The sequence below is a fragment of the Mesorhizobium sp. WSM4817 genome (assembly GCF_055811135.1).
Genome location: NZ_JBVVQQ010000003.1, coordinates 229,708 through 246,638 on the forward strand (window position 1 = coordinate 229,708; position 16,931 = coordinate 246,638).

Genomic DNA, 16,931 nt, shown 5'->3' on the forward strand with positions numbered 1-16,931 from the left:
CACCCCCCCCCCCCCGCCCCCCCCCACCCCCCCCCCCCCCCCCCCCCCCGCGGGGGGGGGGGGCCCCCCGGGGGGGGGGGGGGGCCCCCCGGCGCCGCACCCCCACCCCGCTGCTTCGCAGCGACCCTCCCCACAAGGGGGAGGGTTAGGGGCAGCGCGACGCTCCTGCATGAAGGCCGGCAACCGTGATCACCAGCCAGCCCCATCGTCTCACATCGGGCGGTCTCATCGACCGCTCGGCGCCGCTGAACTTTCGCTTCGACAGCAAAACCTTTGCCGGCTTCCAGGGCGACACGCTTGCCTCGGCGCTGATCGCCAATGGCGTCAAACTGGTCGGCCGCTCGTTCAAATACCACCGGCCGCGCGGCATCCTGACCGCGGGCTCGGAAGAACCCAACGCACTGGTCGAGCTGCGCACCGGAGCCCGGCGCGAGCCCAACACCAAGGCGACCACCGCCGAGCTTTATGACGGTCTGGAAGCCGCCAGCCAGAACCGCTGGCCGTCGCTGCGCCACGATCTGATGGCAGTCAACCAGCTGTTCTCACCGATCTTCGTCGCCGGCTTCTACTACAAGACCTTCATGTGGCCGGCAAAATTCTGGGAAGCGGTCTACGAGCCGGCGATCCGCCGCGCCGCGGGTCTCGGCCGCGCCGCGGGCGTTGCCGATCCTGATCATTACGACAAGACGTGGGCGCATTGCGACGTGCTGATCGCCGGTTCCGGCCCAGCCGGGCTGGCGGCAGCACTTGCCGCCGGCCGATCTGGTGCCCGCGTCATCCTGTGCGAGGAAGATTTTGCGCTTGGCGGCCGCCTGCTTGCCGACGGCGGCACGATCGACGGGGTGCCCGCAGCCGAATGGATTTCGCGCACGCTGGCCGAGCTCGCCTCGCTGCCGGACGTCCGCATCATGACCCGCACGACGCTGTTCGGCGTCTATGATGGCGGCACCTATGGCGCGATCGAGCGGGTCAACGACCACCTGCCCTCCCCGCCAGAGCATCAGGTGCGCCAGCGGCTGTGGCGGATCGTGGCAAAGCGCTCGATTGTTGCCGCCGGCGCCATCGAACGGCCGATCGTTTTTGCCGGCAACGACACGCCCGGCGTGATGATGGCTTCGGCGATGCGGACCTATATCGCGCGCTATGCGGCAACCCCGGCGAAGAGGATTGCGCTGTTCACCAACAATGAGGATGGCTGGCGCACGGTCGAGGCAGCACTCGACGCCGGATTGCAGATCGCTGCCGTTGTCGATGCGCGTCCGGACGTATCGGCCGCGCATCGCGCGCTTGCCGCCAAGGCCGGCTTTGCCGTTTTGAACGGTTTCGTCAGCGGGGTGGACGGCGGCAAGGACGGTGTCAGGAAAATCTCGGTGGCGCTCGCCGGCGGCGCACGCGCCGAGGTCGAAGCCGACGGGCTTGCCGTTTCCGGCGGCTGGAACCCGGCGGTCGGGCTGACTTCCTACCATCGCGGCCGGCCGAAATGGCAGGACGACATATCCGCCTTCGTGCCGGACGGCGCGCCTCCCGGCATGGTGGCCGCCGGTGCCGCCAACGGCGCTTTTGGGCTCGGCGCCTGCCTGCGCCAGGGATTCGCCGCCGGTGCGGCGGCAGCGCAGAGTGCCGGACACAGCGGCAATGCCGGCGCTCCGCCAGTCGCCGAAGACGAAGCTTTTTCGCTGACCCCGCTCTGGCATGTTGCCGGCAAAGGCAAAGCCTTTGTCGACTACCAGCATGACGTCACCGCTGCGGACATCGAACTGGCGCAGCGCGAAGGCTTTGAGTCGGTCGAGCACCTCAAGCGCTATACGACGCTCGGCATGGCGACCGACCAGGGCAAGACCTCGAATGTCGCCGGCCTCGCGATCATGGCGGCGCTGTCAGGAAAATCCCTTCCCGAGACCGGCACGACGATCTACCGTCCGCCCTATGTGCCGGTCGCCATCGGCGCGTTTGCCGGCCATCATCGCGACGAAAACTTCCATGCGACAAGGCTGACGCCGTCGCATCACTGGGCAGCCGAACAGGGCGCGGTGTTCGTCGACACCGGCTTGTGGAAGCGCGCGCAATGGTATCCGCGCGCCGGCGAGAAGGACTGGCTGGAAACGGTCACCCGCGAGGTCAAGGCGGTGCGCGGCGGTGTCGGTTTTTGCGACGTCTCGACGCTCGGCAAAATCGACGTGCACGGACCGGATGCCGGCGCCTTCCTCGACCGCGTCTACATCAACACTTTCTCCAACCTTGCTGTGGGAAAAGCCCGCTACGGGCTGATGCTGCGCGAGGACGGCATGGTCTACGACGACGGCACCACGTCGCGGTTGGCCGAGGACCACTATTTCCTGACCACCACGACCGCCAAGGCCGGGCCGGTGATGCAGCATCTCGAATTCTGCCGGCAGGTGCTGTTTCCTCAATTCGACGTGCAACTTACGTCAGTCTCCGACCAGTGGGCGCAATTCTCGATCGCCGGGCCGAGCGCACGGGAGTTGCTGAAACAGATCGTTGATGATTCAGAGGACCTTTCGAACGAGGGCTTTCCATTCATGGGCGCGCGGGAGGTATCCCTTCGCGGCGGCATCGGGGCGCGGCTGTTCCGCATTTCGTTCTCCGGCGAGATGGCGTTCGAGATCTCCGTTCCGACCCGCTACGGCGACGCGCTGGTGCGCAACCTGATGATAGCCGGCAAACAATTCGGCGCCACACCCTATGGCACCGAGGCGCTTGGCGTCATGCGCATCGAAAAGGGCCATGTCGCCGGGCCCGAGCTGAACGGCACGACGACCGCGGCCGATCTCGGCTTGGGCAAGATGATGTCGACCAAAAAGGATTTTATCGGCCGCGTCATGGCCGGACGCGAGGCGCTGGTCGCACCGGACCGGCAGGTCGTGGTCGGCATCAAGCCGACGGACAGAGCGCGCCGCCTGCGCTCCGGCGCGCATATCATTCCGAAAGCCGAGGTACCGGGTTCCGCCAACGACCAGGGCTATGTCACCTCGGTCTGTTTCTCGCCGACGCTTGACCAGTGGATCGGGCTGGCGCTTGTCGAGCGCGGCCGCGAGCGCATCGGGGAGATCGTCCATGCGCATGACCCGCTGCGCGGTGAAGACTATGATGTCGAGCTGTGCAATCCCGTCTTCTACGATCCGGATGGAGGGCGCCAGCGTGGCTGAGTTTTCGTGGCTTTCTCGCAGTCCGCTGGAGCACGCACTTGTCGTGGGCGCCCATGGCGCGCGCGACGTCGCGTCGGGCATTTCCCTCAGTGAAGTTCGCAATTTCGACCTGATCCAGGTGATGGCGCGGCGCGGCAAAGGGGCGGAACTGGCAAACGCCGCCAAAGCCCGCTTCGGCATGGCGGCTCCGGACGCGCCCAAGGCGGTGCAAGCTGCGGACGCTGCGCTCATCTGGTCGGGACCGGACCAGTTCCTCGTCCTGTCCAAAGGCGGCAAGCACGTGATGGACATTTTGAGACAGGCGTTCTCGCAATCCGCCTCGCTGTCGGACCAATCGCATGCGCGCGCCCTGATCAGCGTCTCGGGAGCCAAGGCGCGCGCCATGCTGGCGAAATTGTCATCGATCGATCTGCACCCGACGGCGTTTTCGATCGACGCCGCTGCCACCACATCGATCGACCACACCGGCGTCAATCTCTGGCGTGGCAATGATCGGCCGGACGGGCAGCCGGTGTTCAATCTTCTGGTGTTTGCAAGTTTCGCCGAAAGCCTGTGGCACACGATGCTCGACGCAGCCGCCGAGTATGGCGTCGACATCGGGTATTCCGCGGAGTTGGGGTAGCGGTTGCCTCTTCCCTTCTCCCCTTGTGGGAGAAGGTGGATTGGCGCGCAGCGCCAAGACGGTTGAGGGGTGTTGGACGGAGTGCGGCCGATGCCAAGCTGGAGCACCCTCATCCGACCGAGCTTCGCTCGGCCACCTTCTCCCACAAGGGGAGAAGGGGGAGCCCCACCACCTTCGCCTTGCCAAACCGACACGCACTGCTATTCTTGCTGATAAAATAATTTTACGGACAGGCAAACTTGTTTCTTGAGACCCGGGTCGAGATGAGCCAGTCGCCCTACCCCGCCGTCGCTGCCGGACCGCCTCGACCGAGCCTAATCCTGCGGCCCGGCGAGATCGCGCTGCCCGCCGGCATGGAGCGCTATTCCGTTCAAGGCAATGGCGCGGTGCTCATCGATGTCGAGGCCGGCGATACCATCATCGTACGCAACGTCGAAGGCGGCCAAGCCTGCGAGCTCTTGGCATGGGACAAGAGCGGCGTGACTGATGCCGGCATTTTCGGCGAGAAATCGAACAGCAATGCCGCCGGCATCAAGGCGTTGCTGGCCAATGGCGACGACAGCCTCGCGTCCTTGCGCCGGGGGCTCGAGCGACGCCAGGTGCAGCTCGATCAGCCAAACGCGGCTCGCATCTTCGGCGGCGCCACCCCTGCCGGCACCGAACAGGGTTTTGCCGTCGCGCGCGACGCCTCGATGCTGATCGCCGCCCCGGGCGGGCCGATGCCGGTCGACGGCCACGACACTGCAACGCCGCTCGGCATCATCGTGCGCCGCGCCACGATCCGTCCGGCGGCGAAGTCCAGGCTTGGCGACCCGCTGGCCGACCCGGTGCTCGATTTGCGCGTCCATTCGGCGACCGCGGAAGCCTACTTCGTCAGGGCGGGTGACTATCTGCAGATCATCGATGTCGACGGGCGGCAATGCACCGACTTCCAGTGCTTTTCGGCGCGCAAGCTCGACAAGGGACGCGACCATCCGCTCGACGTGACGACGACCCGCACGCTGATGGGTTCGAGCTATCCGATGCCCGGCCTGCATTCGAAATATTACGACCAGGACATGGAGCCGCTGGTCGAGGTGGTGCAGGACACCTGCGGCCGGCACGATGCGTTCGCGCTCGCTTGCGCCGCCAAATATTACGACGACATCGGCTATCCCGGTCATCCCAACTGCTCGGAGAATTTCAACCGCGCGCTCGCCGACAGGGGTGTTGGCCCGCGCGCGGGCTGGATGGCGATCAATTTCTTCTTCAACACGGCGATCGACGCGCATGGCGTCATGGTGTCGGACGAGCCATGGTCGCGGCCGGGCGACTATGTGCTGCTGCGGGCGCTTACCGACATCGTTTGCGTGTCGTCCGCCTGTCCCGACGACACGACGCCGGCCAATGGCTGGAACCTGACCGACATCCATGTGCGGACCTATTCCGGCCAGCACAAATTCTCGCGAGCGATCGCCAGACGCATGACGCCCGATTCGGAACCGAAAATGACCCGCGAGACATCATTTCATTCGAGCTTTGCCAAGCACACCCGCAACTTCGTCGAGTACAGGGGTTATTGGCTGGCCAATTCCTTCGCAAAAGAGGGCCCTATCGACGAATACTGGGCCTGCCGGCAGGCCGCCGTCATCATGGACCTGTCGCCGCTGCGCAAGTTCGAGGTCACCGGCCCGGATTCGGAAGCGCTGCTGCAATACACGCTGACCCGCGACGTGAAAAAACTCGGCGTCGGCCAGGTCGTCTATTCCGCCATGTGCTACGAGCATGGCGGCATGATCGACGACGGCACGCTGCTCAGGCTCGGCAAGGACAATTTCCGCTGGGTCGGCGGCGACGATCTGTCCGGCGAATGGCTGCGCGACACCGCGACGAGCCTCGGCCTCAACGTGCTGGTGCGCTCGTCGACCGACCAGATGCACAATGTCGCCGTGCAGGGACCGAAGAGCCGCGACATCCTGAAGGAGATCATCTGGACTTCGCCGCTGCAGCCGTCGATCGAGGAGCTCGAATGGTTCCGTTTCGCCGTCGCCCGCATCGGCGGCGGCAACGGCATTCCAATCGTCGTCTCGCGCACCGGCTACACCGGCGAACTCGGCTACGAGATCTGGTGCCACCCGCGCGACGCCGAAAAGGTGTTCGACGCCATCTGGGCGGCCGGCCAGCCGCATGGCTTGAAGCCGATGGGGCTGCAGGCGCTCGACATGGTGCGCATCGAGGCCGGGTTGATCTTTGCCGGCTATGAATTTTCCGACCAGACCGATCCGTTCGAGGCCGGCATCGGCTTCACCGTGCCGCTGAAGAGCAAGACCGACGATTTCATCGGCCGCGAGGCGTTGATCCGGCGCAGAGAAAACCCGCAGAGGAAACTGGTCGGCCTCGACATCGACGCCAATGTCGCGGTCGGCCATGGCGATTGCGTCCATGTCGGCCGCGCCCAGATCGGCGAGGTCACTTCCGCCATGCGCTCACCGCTGCTCAACAAGAACATCGCGCTGGCCAGGCTTGACGTCACCCATTCCGCGATCGGCACCGCGGTCGAGATCGGCAAGCTCGACGGCCACAGCAAGCGGCTGCCGGCGCGCGTCGTGACTTTTGCCCATTACGATCCGCAGAAGACCAGGCCGCGGTCCTGATAGGCGATATCGAGAGGTGCCAACTCAGGGCAATCGCCCCAGGTTTGCGCTGCCCCTCATCGCCCTGCCGGGCATGCCCGGCAGGCGGATGAGGGGCAGCGCGCCAACTTCGGTAATTTGGCAGCGTCCGGCAGCTGTTTTCAAGCCAAGCACCCTCGGTTCAAGCCCGAGGGCGTGCTTGCGCGACATGCATTATTCGGCGGATCGCTCAATCGATCTTGATGAACACGCCCTTGGTGTTGAGATACTCGTCGAGGTGCTCGGCACCGCCCTCGCGGCCGTAGCCGCTCATCTTGTAGCCGCCGAAGGGCACGGCCGGATCGATGGCGTGATAGGTGTTCACCCAGACTGAGCCGGCGCGGATTTTTCGCGACAGCTGGTGGGCGGTGGCGATGTTGCGGGTGAAGACCCCGGCAGCAAGACCGTAAGGCGTGTTGTTGGCCCGCTCGACCGCCTCAGCGAGCGTATCGAACGGCAGCGCCGAAATCACCGGCCCGAAGATCTCCTCGCGCGCGATCTTCATGTCGTCCGAAACATCGGCAAAGACGGTCGGCGCGACGAAATTGCCGGCGGCCAGCGCGCCCTCCATGAGGCGTTGACCGCCGGTGACGAGGGTCGCCCCCTCCGCCGTGCCGGCCTCAAGATACGAGGCGACCCGTTGCAGCTGCTTTTCGGAGACGAGTGGGCCGATCTCGGTCGCCGGATCGATGCCGTCGCCGATCCTGAGACCCTTGGCATAGGCCGCCAGCCGCTCGACGAATTCATCATGGACGGAGCGTTCGACGAACAGGCGCGAGCCGGCGATGCAGATCTGGCCGGAATTGGCGAACACCGACATCGCCGCCACCGGCACCGCCTTGTCGAGATCGGCGTCGGCGCAGACGATGACCGGCGACTTGCCGCCAAGCTCCAGCGAGACGCGCTTGAGGTTGCCGGCCGAGGCGCGGACGATCGACTGGCCGGTTGCCGTCGAGCCGGTGAAGACGATCTTGTCGACGCCCATATGCTCGGCAAGTGCGGCGCCTGCCTCGGCGCCGGTGCCGGTCACGATGTTGACGACGCCTGGGGGAACGCCGGCCTCGTTCATGAGGTCTGCGATCAGAAGCGGCGTCAGCGGCGCCTCTTCCGACGGTTTCAGCACCACCGTGCAGCCGGTCGCCAGCGCCGGTCCGATCTTCCAGATCGAAGCCGCCGTCGGGGCGTTCCACGGGATGATGGCGCCGACGACGCCGACCGGCTCCTTGCGCGTGAAGGAGACGATTTCGCCCGGCAGCGAGTTCTCGATCGTCTCGCCGTGCAGGGACGTCGCCATGCCGGCGTAATAGCGCAGCATGCCGATGACGCGGTTGCGGTTGGCCAGGGTGCGCACGATCGGCATGCCCATGTCGGTCGTGTCCGAGCGGCTGATCTCCTCCCAGTGCTTTTCGAAGAGATCGGCGATCCTGAGCAGCAGCACCTGCCGCTCATAGGGCTTGCACCGGCTCCACGGCCCGTCGAAGGCCCTGCGCGCCGCCGCCACTGCCAGCTCGATGTCCTGGCGGTCGCCGCGCGGCACCGTGGCAATGACCGCGCCGGTGGCCGGATTGCGAGTTTCCATGGTGAGGGCCGAGCGGGCGTCGACCCAGGCGCCATCGATGAACATCTGGCGGTGGCGTCCGTCGATCGGCCGGCGCAGCGCCACCGGTGCCTGAGCTATGGTCATGACGTCCTCCTCCGGCGCTCCTGCCGGTGGGCGGATTTAACCCCTGGACGTCACATCTGCCAACAGCCCTATTCGGCCGCCAGGGGCAGTTGCGGCTGGTCATCGTTTTCCGCCCGTTTCGGCTCGGCGGCCGGCGCCGCGTCCTCGACCTTCTTGCGCTCCCGGCCGAAGAACAAGGCATAGCCTGCCGGAAGGACGAGGATGGTCAGCACCGTGGCAACGAGGATGCCGCCCATCATGGCATAGGCGAGCGGACCCCAGAAGACGCCGCGCGAGATCGGGATCAGTGCCAGGACCGCCGTCAGCGCCGTCAGCATGATCGGCCGGAAACGGCGGACTGCCGAGCCGATGATGGCCTCCGAGCGTTCCATGCCGGCTGCGATGTCCTGGTCGATCTGGTCGACCAAGATGATCGAGTTGCGCATGATGATGCCAAGCAGCGCGATGACGCCGAGAATGGCGACGAAGCCGAACGGCGCGCCACTGATCAAAAGTGCCGCCGCAGCACCGATAATGCCGAGTGGACCGGTCGCCAGCACCAGCATCGCCTTGCCGAAATGCTGCAGCTGGATCATCAGCAGCACGACGATGACGGCCAGCATGATTGGCGCTTTCGCAGCAATCGAGGCCTGGCTTTCGGCCGAATCCTCGGCGCCGCCCTGGATCTCGACGGCGTAGCCGGGCGCGAGGCCGTCGCGCAGGCCCTGCATCTCGCTGTACATCTTCATGACGACGTCGTTCGACTGCACGCCGTCCGGCAGCGTGGCGCGCACGCTGATGGTCGGCAGGCGGTCGCGCCGCCATTCGACGCCTTGCTCCAGCACCGGGACGACCTTGGCGACCTGCGACAGCGGCACGAAGCCACCGAAATCCGTCGGGACAGAGATCGAGTCGACCGCCGACAGCAGGTGGCGGCTTGCCTCCGGCTCGCGAGCGACGATCGAAACCGTCTCCTCGCCATCACGGAAATCATCGAGCGGCGCTCCCGACATGGTCGCCTGCAGCATCTGGCGGATGCGCTGCGAGGTGACGCCGAGCGCACGGGCGCGATCCTGGTCGATCACCAGCTTCATCTCCGGCACCGGCTCCAGCCAGTCGTCGTGGACGGCGCCGAGCAGCGGATTTGCCTGGAACTTCGCCTTCACCTCGTCGGCGATGCGGCGCACCTCCTGGCGATCCGGGCCCATGACGCGCATCTGCACCGGCCAGCCGGTGGGCGGCCCAAGGAACAGGCGGTCGACCTTGGCGCGGACCGACGGGAAATCCTCGGCCAGAATGGTGCGCAGCTTGACGATCAGCCGCTCGCGGGCCGGTTCGTCATTGGCCATCACGAGAAGCTGGGCAAAGTTCGGATTGCGAAGCTGCTGGTCGAGCGGCAGGAAGAAGCGCGGCGCGCCCTCGCCGATATAGGTGGCGATGAAGCGCTTGTCCTTGTCGTCCATCATCCTGGTTTCGAGCGCCTTGGCCTGCGTCTCGACTTCCTTGATGCTGGCGCCTTCCGGCAGCCAGAGGTCGACAAGGATTTCCGGACGCGACGACTGCGGGAAGAAATTCTGCGGGATGAACTGGAACGCCCACAGGCTGGTGACGAAGGTCACCAGCGTCATGACCAGCACGATGATGCGGTGGCGCACGGACCAGCTGACGGTGGCGCGAAGCCGGCGATAAAAGCGCGTGTCGAAGACATCGTGATGGCTGCCGGCGTGTTTTCGCTGCTTGAGGATCATGTGACCAAGCCACGGCGTGAAATAGACCGCCACGAACCAGGAGACGACCAGCGCGATGCCGACAACGTAGAACAGCGTGCGCACATATTCACCGGCCGTCGAAGCCGCGAAGCCGACCGGGATGAAGCCGGCGGTGGTGATCAGCGTGCCGGTCAGCATCGGGAAGGCCGTCGAGGTGTAAGCGAAGCTCGCCGCCTCGATCTTGACCATCCCTTCCTCGAGCTTGCGTTCCATCATTTCGACGACGATCATCGCATCGTCGACAAGCAGGCCGAGCGCGATGATCAGCGCGCCAAGCGAAATGCGCTGCAGATCGATGCCGATCTCGTACATGATGGCGAAGGTCGCGGCCAGAACGAGCGGAATGGTGATCGCGATCACCAGGCCCGAACGCCAGCCGATTGTCAGGAACGAAACGACAAGCACGATCAGCAGCGCCTCGCCGAGCGCCGTCATGAACTCGCCCACCGCGTCCCGCACGACTTCCGGCTGGTCGGCGATCTGATCGACCGAAACCCCGTAAGGCAAGGCCTCTTCGAAGCGGTGATAGGTAGCCTCGACCTCCTTGCCGACATCGGTGACGTTAAAACCCTTGGCCATGACGACGCCGACCTGGACGCTGTCGTGGCCGTTGAAGCGGTATTTGCGCTGATAGGGATCCTCGAGACCTGTGGTCACGGTTGCGATGTCGCCGAGGCGCGTCACCTGGTTGCCGGCGCGCAGGCGAAGTTCGCGGATGTCGGCCGCCTCCGTCACGCTGCCTTCGACCGAGATGCGCACAGAGCGCTGGCCGGTGTCGACCGAGCCTGCCGGATCGACATTGTTCTGGCCCTTGATCGCGTTCTGCAGATCGGTGAGTGTCAGGCCGCGCTCGGCAAGCACTTTGGACGAAACATCTATATAGAGTTTTTCCGGCTGGTCGCCGATGATCACGGCCTTCTCGACGCCGGGCGTGGTCAGCAGCATGTCACGCGCCTGGATGGCTAATTTCTTCAGTTCGGGATAGCTGTAGCCATCGCCGCTGATCGAATGCAGGGTGATGAAAGTGTCGCCGAATTCGTCGTTGAAGTAAGGCCCAAGCAGCCCCTGGGGCAGCTCATTGGCGATATCGCCGACCTTCTTGCGAACCTGGTAAAAGGCATCCGCGACCTCAGTCGGATTGGTGTCGCCTTCCACCTGCAGGGTGATGATGGCGCTGCCGGCGCGCGTGTAGGAGCGGACGAAATCGAGATGCGGCGTTTCCTGCAGCTTGCGCTCGATCTTGTTGACGACCTGGTCCTCCATCTCCTGGATCGAGGCACCGGGCCAGACCGCCTGGACAACCATGACGCGGAAGGTGAAATCCGGGTCTTCCTTCTGGCCCATGCGCATCAGGCCGAGCGCGCCGGCAACGATGATCAGGCCGAACAGGAACCGCGCAATGCTCGGGTGCCCGATCGCCCAGCGCGAAAGATTGAAGGGCCTTTTTTCATGGGTGTCGGTGGTGTCGGTGGTCATAGCGCCAGTCCATCTGTCTGATCGTCAGCGCACGCACATGGCATGCCCACGGAGCTTCTTATGGTGGCTTCCGGGCGGCGAGGCTTTCCGAGCGGAGAGACACTCATCGCCGTGGGGCGCCAGGACCGATGTCGGGGGGGTACATCGACCTGACGTCTCGACAATCGGGCACCTGCCGCCCGGAAACCGTGAACCGCTTGACCTCGCGGCTTGCGCCGATGCGAGGAAAAGCCGTTTTATGCCTGGCCGTCAGCGCACGCGCTTCATGGCCCCGCCATCATCGTCCGCCGATGCGGACTGCTGCACCGCATCGCCGGCCAGCTTGACCTTCAGATTTTCGGTCATGAATTGCGTGCCCGCCGCAACGACGACATCGCCGGGTTTTAACCCTTCGGCAACATGCACGCCGTCGGCGGTGAACTCGGCGACCTTGATCGGACGCGCATGGACGGTCTCGCCGCTGCGGTCCACGGTCCAGACGATCTGCTGGCCGTCCTTTTGCGCCAGCGCGCTCAACGGGATCGATACGCTTTGCAGGCTGTTGTTGGCGGCCGAAGCCTCGATATTCGCGGTCATGCCGAGAAGCACGCGCGGATCGTTGGGCAGGCTGACGCGAACGGCAAAGGTACGCGACTGCTGATCGGCGCTGCCGGCGACTTCACGGACCTTGCCGTCGAGCGTCAGCGCTTCGTCGGCCCAGAAGCTTGCCTTGACGTCCTTGCCCGGCTTGAACTGGGCGATATCGGTTTCGGGCACGGCGATCAGCACTTCCTTTTCGCCGTCGACGGCAACGGTCACAACCGGCGTGCCTGAGCCGACCACCTGACCGACATCGGCGGTGACTGAGGTGACGATGCCGCTCCTGTCCGACTTGAGGTCGGTGTAGCGGACCTGGTTCTTCGCCTGGTCAAGCGCTGAGCGGGCGGAATTGCGGGTGGCGACCGCCTGATCATGGCTGAGCGTCGCCTGTTCGAGCTGCGATTTCGAGGCGAACTTCTTGGCAAACAGCTGTTCGGCACGACGGCGGGCAAGGCCCGTCGTCTCGACCTGCCGCTCGGCGGCCTCGAGGCTGGCCTCGGCGCTCTTGACCGAAAGGTCGTAGTCGGCGGGATCGATGCGGGCCAGAACGTCGCCCGGCTTGACGCGCTGGCCGATGTCGACCAGGCGCTCGGTGATCTTGCCGTTGATGCGGAACCCGAGATTCATCTCGGTGCGGGCGCGCACCGATCCGGAGTAGGAGAGCTCACGGGTATCGTTTGCCTTGGCGATCTCGACGACCTTGACCGGCCGGACGATGTCCTTGACTTCCACTTTTTCTTGCGAGCAACCGGCGAGCCCAAGCGCAGCGACGACGACCAGAGCCGAACCAATGGCCGGCAGCCTGTTCATGATGGATTTGGACAAAGACACTTGCGTACTCCCGAACTGGAGATGGATTGTCGACGCCCGGCGGACGCCGCCGGTCATTTCTTCAAGGCCCTGATGGCAAACTCGATAAGCTCGTCCGGCATCGCCCGGTTGTTCTTGGCAAGGCACTGGGCGACCATCTGCGGGTGACACAGGGTGATGATAGAGGCGCCGAAACACCGCGAAGCGACTTCCGGGTCCTGGTCGGCAAACTCGCCGGCCGCGATTCCCTCGCGGATCACCTCCTCGACCAAGCCGCGGATCCTGTCGATATGCTTCTCGATGACATGCCAATCGCGCTCGATGGCGACGACGACCATTTCGTGCACCTTCTCCTGGTCGAGCATGGTGTCGCGGGTCCACTGATAATGCGTTTGCACGTAGCGGCGCAGCCTTTCGCTGGCCGTTCCGGGACTATGGCAGGCGTCGTAGGTCAGTTGGTAGCAGGTAGCGAGCATACGGCCGCAAACGGCCTGGTGGATTTCGACCTTGGAGGCGAAGAAACGGTAGATGTTGGCCGTCGACATGCCGAGTTCACGGGCTATGTCGGCGACATTGGTCTTGCCGTAGCCGTAGTGGCGGAACAGCCGCTCTGCGCAATCGAGGATGCGCGCGACATTCTCCTGCCGGACCAGATCAGCCGTCGTGTCGAGGGTGTCATGCATCATGTATCATTAGCTCTTACGAGTGACGAATTTTGAATTTCGTCACTCGTAATTCGAAATTTCCCGCCTGTCAACAGGTGATGTTACCTTTCTGGACGACCGGTGACATCCTTTGATACAACCTAGGCGTGAACAGCGTTAACGAAGCCTACTGCGGGTCCGCGCAGCGCAGCAATGCATTATCATCGAAGCTGTGGAGATACGCCAAGCTGTGAAGGAGACATGGAATGACCGTGCTGCGCATTGTCTCGAATATCGCAACTGACAGCATTCCGGATGTTCGGAAGTTCTATACCGATTTGTTCGGGCTCGATGCCGTCATGGATCACGGCTGGCTCGTCACGCTGGCGTCCAGCGAAACCACCGTCCCCCAGATCAGCATCGCCAGCGAGGGCGGCTCAGGCACACCGGTGCCAGATCTGTCGATCGAGGTCGACAATGTCGACGCGGTTTATCTTCGCGCAAACGAGATCGGTTGCAGAGTGGTCTATGATTTGACCGACGAACCGTGGGGGGTAAGACGCTTCTTCATTGCCGACCCGACCGGCAAGCTGCTCAACGTGCTCTCCCACCTCCCCTAGTTAGAAATTGTCTGCAATACCGAAACGGGCCCAATTGCGGTTCTCGGAGGAAAACCATGAACAGAACAATTCCATTTCATTTCGTCGATGTCTTCGCGGTAGAGCCGCTGACTGGCAATTCCCTCGCGGTGGTCGATGGCGGTGACGAGTTGGCGCTCGAGCTGATGCAGAACATTGCCCGTGAGTTCAACCAGTCCGAGACCACTTTTGTCCTACCGGCGACCCGGGCGGACGCCGATTGGAAATTGCGCTCTTTCACGCCGAAAGGCGTGGAGGTTTTCGGCGCAGGCGGCCACAACACGCTAGGGGCCTGGTGGTGGCTCGCTGCGGCGGGGCGGCTCGAGTTGGGCGATGGCCCGACATGGTTTCACCAACAGATCGGCGACTTGGTATATCCATTGGCCATCTGGCAAAGCCAAGGAAAACTCGAAAAGATCATTATGCGGCAAGAAGCCCCAGTGGCCGGCCGGCAGATCTCAAATCCTGGCGCCCTTGCCGCGGCACTTGGCCTAAATACTGAAGAAATAACGGACGTCGTGCCTTGCCAGGTGGTCTCGACCGGTGCTGCCCATCTCCTGGTGCCAATCCGCGATCGCCAAGCCGTCGACCGGATTTCGCCTGACGCCAAACAGCTTTTCGACCTGCTCAACGAGGTCGGCGGGGAAGGCTGCTACGTCTTCTCACTTGATCCGCCACTGCGGGGAAGCACAGCGTATGCACGGTTTTTCAACCCGACTGTCGGCATTGCCGAGGATCCGGCAACCGGTACGGCGGCTGGTCCGCTCGCCGCACATCTGGTTGCACACGGTGTTGCGCAGCCCGGCGTAGTCAAGGTCGAGCAAGGCACGGCGCTCGGACGTACCAGCATCATCGAGGTGGATGTCGACGCCGGCTCGGTGAGCGTGTCTGGACGCGGCATCGTGGTGGCGAGCGGGGCGTTTTCGATCTAGTTTCCCTGCCCAGAGAATTTGGTTCTGAACCTGTGGACGGTCGCTGCCGGCCGGCTGTAACCAACAATCTCCAACGCTGGCGATTGGCATAGGCTACTACACCTTCGTCATCCTAGGGCAAGCAAGGAGCAGAGCGACGCGGCGCAGACTCTAGGATGACGAAGTGAAGGGGTGTCTCAGCTAATCCCCACGGTTTGCGATTTGCCACTGAGATTTGCCGCTGAAGGGGGGTCCTGATCCACCTATCCCTTGGCCATCTTCCTCAGCCTGAACTTCTGGATCTTGCCGGTTGAGGTCTTCGGGATTTCGGCGAAGATCACCGCTTTCGGCAGCTTGAAGCGGGCGAGCAGCGCGCGGCAGTGATCGATGATCTCGGCCTCGGTCGCCGTCCTGCCCGGCTTCAGCTCGACATAGGCGACCGGCACCTCGCCCCATTTGTCGTCGGGCCTGGCGACGACGCCGCAGGAGGCGACGGCGCCGTGCTTGTAGAGCGCCTCCTCGACTTCGATCGAGGAGATGTTCTCGCCGCCGGAAATGATGATGTCCTTGGAGCGGTCCTTGAGCTGGATGTAGCCGTCGGGATGCATGACGCCGAGGTCGCCCGAGTGGAACCAGCCGCCGGCGAAGGCCTCGTCGCTGGCCTTGCGGTTCTTCAGATAGCCCTTCATGACGATGTTGCCGCGGAACATGACCTCGCCGATCGTCTCGCCGTCGGCCGGCGTCTCCTCCATCGTCTCGGGGTCCATCACCGTCAGATCCTCGAGCGCGGCATAGCGCACACCTTGCCTGGCCTTCCTCGCCGCCTTCTGTCCCTTCTCCAGCCCATCCCACTCGCCATGCCATTCGTTGACGACCGCCGGGCCATAGGTCTCGGTCAGGCCATAGAGGTGGGTGACGGCAAAACCCGCATCGGCCATGCCCGACAGCACCGCTTCCGGCGGCGGTGCCGCGGCGGTGTTGAAGGTGACCGTCTGCGGAAATTGCCGCTTGTCCTCGTCGCTGGCGTTGATCAGCACCGACATCACCACCGGCGCACCGCACAGATGGGTGACGCCGTGGTCGGCGATGGCGTCGTAGATCGGCTTCGGCCGCACCCAGCGCAGGCAGACATGGGTGCCGGCCTGCACGGCCAGCGTCCACGGAAAGCACCAGCCGTTGCAGTGGAACATCGGCAGCGTCCACAGATAGACAGCATGCTTGCCCATGCCGGCATGGATGGTGTTGGCATAGGCCATCAGCGCTGCACCGCGATGGTGATAGACGACGCCCTTGGGATTGCCTGTCGTGCCGGAGGTGTAGTTGAGCGAGATCGCGTCCCATTCGTCGTCCGGCATCGACCAGGCGAAATCCTCGTCGCCGCCCGCGACGAAGGTCTCGTAATCGAGCGAGCCGATCCGCTCGCCCTTGGGATAGGGGGCGTCAGTGGCGTATTCGGGATCGTCATAGTCGATGACCAGCGGTTTTACCCTGGCCAGCGCCAGCGCCTCGCTGACGACATTTGCAAATTCGCGATCGACGACCAGCACCTTGGTTTCGGCATGGTCGAGTTGGAAAGCGATGACGGCGGCATCGAGGCGGGTGTTGAGCGAATGCAGCACCGCCTTGGTCATCGGCACGCCGAAATGCGCTTCCAGCATCGGCGGCGTGTTGGACAACATGACGGTGACGGTGTCGCCCTTGCCGATGCCGCGCCTCTGCAGCGCCGAGGCAAGTTTCAGCGACCGCCGCCAGAAATCGCGATAGGTCGTGCGCTGGCGACCATGGATGATGGCGACATGGTCGGGAAAGGTCCTTGCCGCCCGCTCCAGATAGCTGAGCGGCGTCATCGGCTGGTGGTTGGCTGGATTCCTGCCGAGATCCTGTTCGTAGGGATTGCCCATCCCGTCCTCCGCTAATGTCTGATCGAAACCTTCTACCCACAGGCTTCCGGCCCGTCACCATGCCACGATAGAGCGCATTTGGCACAAGATATGATGTAGA

General features: G+C 64.0%; 10 protein-coding genes. 5 read left to right on the forward strand and 5 right to left on the reverse strand.

The features are described 5' to 3' along the window. Positions 1-188: 188 nt before the first annotated feature. From AC0L2K_RS06010 to AC0L2K_RS06020, 3 genes are all read left to right on the forward strand, one after another. Positions 189-3,167 (forward strand): sarcosine oxidase subunit alpha, encoded by a 2,979-nt coding sequence (locus AC0L2K_RS06010; protein ID WP_287226453.1) that lies wholly within the window; start codon positions 189-191, stop codon positions 3,165-3,167. Continuing rightward, a complete protein-coding gene (locus AC0L2K_RS06015) occupies positions 3,160-3,789 on the forward strand; it encodes a sarcosine oxidase subunit gamma (RefSeq protein WP_473530855.1) in 630 nt (209 codons plus the stop codon). The genes AC0L2K_RS06010 and AC0L2K_RS06015 overlap by 8 nt, the downstream gene beginning before the upstream one ends. 263 nt (positions 3,790-4,052) lie before the next feature. Continuing rightward, positions 4,053-6,422 carry a DUF1989 domain-containing protein gene (locus AC0L2K_RS06020; protein ID WP_473530974.1) on the forward strand — a complete coding sequence of 790 codons (2,370 nt, stop codon included), beginning with the start codon at positions 4,053-4,055 and terminating at the stop codon, positions 6,420-6,422. Positions 6,423-6,630: 208 nt separating this feature from the next. On the opposite strand, the gene AC0L2K_RS06025 is transcribed toward AC0L2K_RS06020, so the two are convergent. The 4 genes from AC0L2K_RS06025 to AC0L2K_RS06040 form a co-directional block, all read right to left on the reverse strand. Beyond that, positions 6,631-8,124 (reverse strand): aldehyde dehydrogenase family protein, encoded by a 1,494-nt coding sequence (locus AC0L2K_RS06025; protein ID WP_473530856.1) that lies wholly within the window; start codon positions 8,122-8,124, stop codon positions 6,631-6,633. 68 nt (positions 8,125-8,192) lie between these two features. Beyond that, positions 8,193-11,348, reverse strand: a complete 3,156-nt coding sequence (locus tag AC0L2K_RS06030) for an efflux RND transporter permease subunit (RefSeq protein WP_473530857.1) — start codon at positions 11,346-11,348, stop codon at positions 8,193-8,195. Between the two features lie 249 nt (positions 11,349-11,597). Next, complete coding sequence (locus AC0L2K_RS06035; protein ID WP_473530975.1) at positions 11,598-12,737, reverse strand: efflux RND transporter periplasmic adaptor subunit; 1,140 nt, start codon at positions 12,735-12,737, stop codon at positions 11,598-11,600. A 74-nt stretch (positions 12,738-12,811) separates the two neighbouring features. Next, on the reverse strand, positions 12,812-13,420 hold the full coding sequence (locus tag AC0L2K_RS06040; protein WP_128167597.1) for a TetR/AcrR family transcriptional regulator: 609 nt from the start codon (positions 13,418-13,420) through the stop codon (positions 12,812-12,814). Between the two features lie 227 nt (positions 13,421-13,647). On the opposite strand from AC0L2K_RS06040, the gene AC0L2K_RS06045 reads away from it, so the two are divergent. After that, positions 13,648-14,001, forward strand: a complete 354-nt coding sequence (locus tag AC0L2K_RS06045) for a VOC family protein (RefSeq protein ID WP_473530858.1) — start codon at positions 13,648-13,650, stop codon at positions 13,999-14,001. 56 nt (positions 14,002-14,057) lie between these two features. Further along, complete coding sequence (locus tag AC0L2K_RS06050; protein WP_287226142.1) at positions 14,058-14,951, forward strand: PhzF family phenazine biosynthesis protein; 894 nt, start codon at positions 14,058-14,060, stop codon at positions 14,949-14,951. A 242-nt stretch (positions 14,952-15,193) separates the two neighbouring features. Here the strand turns inward: AC0L2K_RS06050 and AC0L2K_RS06055 are convergent, their stop codons facing one another. Continuing rightward, positions 15,194-16,831 (reverse strand): acyl-CoA synthetase, encoded by a 1,638-nt coding sequence (locus tag AC0L2K_RS06055; RefSeq protein WP_473530859.1) that lies wholly within the window; start codon positions 16,829-16,831, stop codon positions 15,194-15,196. Positions 16,832-16,931 lie beyond the last annotated feature (100 nt).

What these genes read in the sequence shown, in the direction of transcription:
- AC0L2K_RS06020 (WP_473530974.1), top strand. Translation starts at nt 4,053, where the DNA reads ATGAGCCAGTCGCCCTACCCCGCCGTCGCTGCCGGACCGCCTCGACCG.
- AC0L2K_RS06025 (WP_473530856.1), bottom strand. Translation starts at nt 8,124, where the DNA reads ATGACCATAGCTCAGGCACCGGTGGCGCTGCGCCGGCCGATCGACGGA.
- AC0L2K_RS06030 (WP_473530857.1), bottom strand. Translation starts at nt 11,348, where the DNA reads ATGACCACCGACACCACCGACACCCATGAAAAAAGGCCCTTCAATCTT.
- AC0L2K_RS06035 (WP_473530975.1), bottom strand. Translation starts at nt 12,737, where the DNA reads ATGAACAGGCTGCCGGCCATTGGTTCGGCTCTGGTCGTCGTCGCTGCG.
- AC0L2K_RS06040 (WP_128167597.1), bottom strand. Translation starts at nt 13,420, where the DNA reads ATGCATGACACCCTCGACACGACGGCTGATCTGGTCCGGCAGGAGAAT.
- AC0L2K_RS06045 (WP_473530858.1), top strand. Translation starts at nt 13,648, where the DNA reads ATGACCGTGCTGCGCATTGTCTCGAATATCGCAACTGACAGCATTCCG.
- AC0L2K_RS06050 (WP_287226142.1), top strand. Translation starts at nt 14,058, where the DNA reads ATGAACAGAACAATTCCATTTCATTTCGTCGATGTCTTCGCGGTAGAG.
- AC0L2K_RS06055 (WP_473530859.1), bottom strand. Translation starts at nt 16,831, where the DNA reads ATGGGCAATCCCTACGAACAGGATCTCGGCAGGAATCCAGCCAACCAC.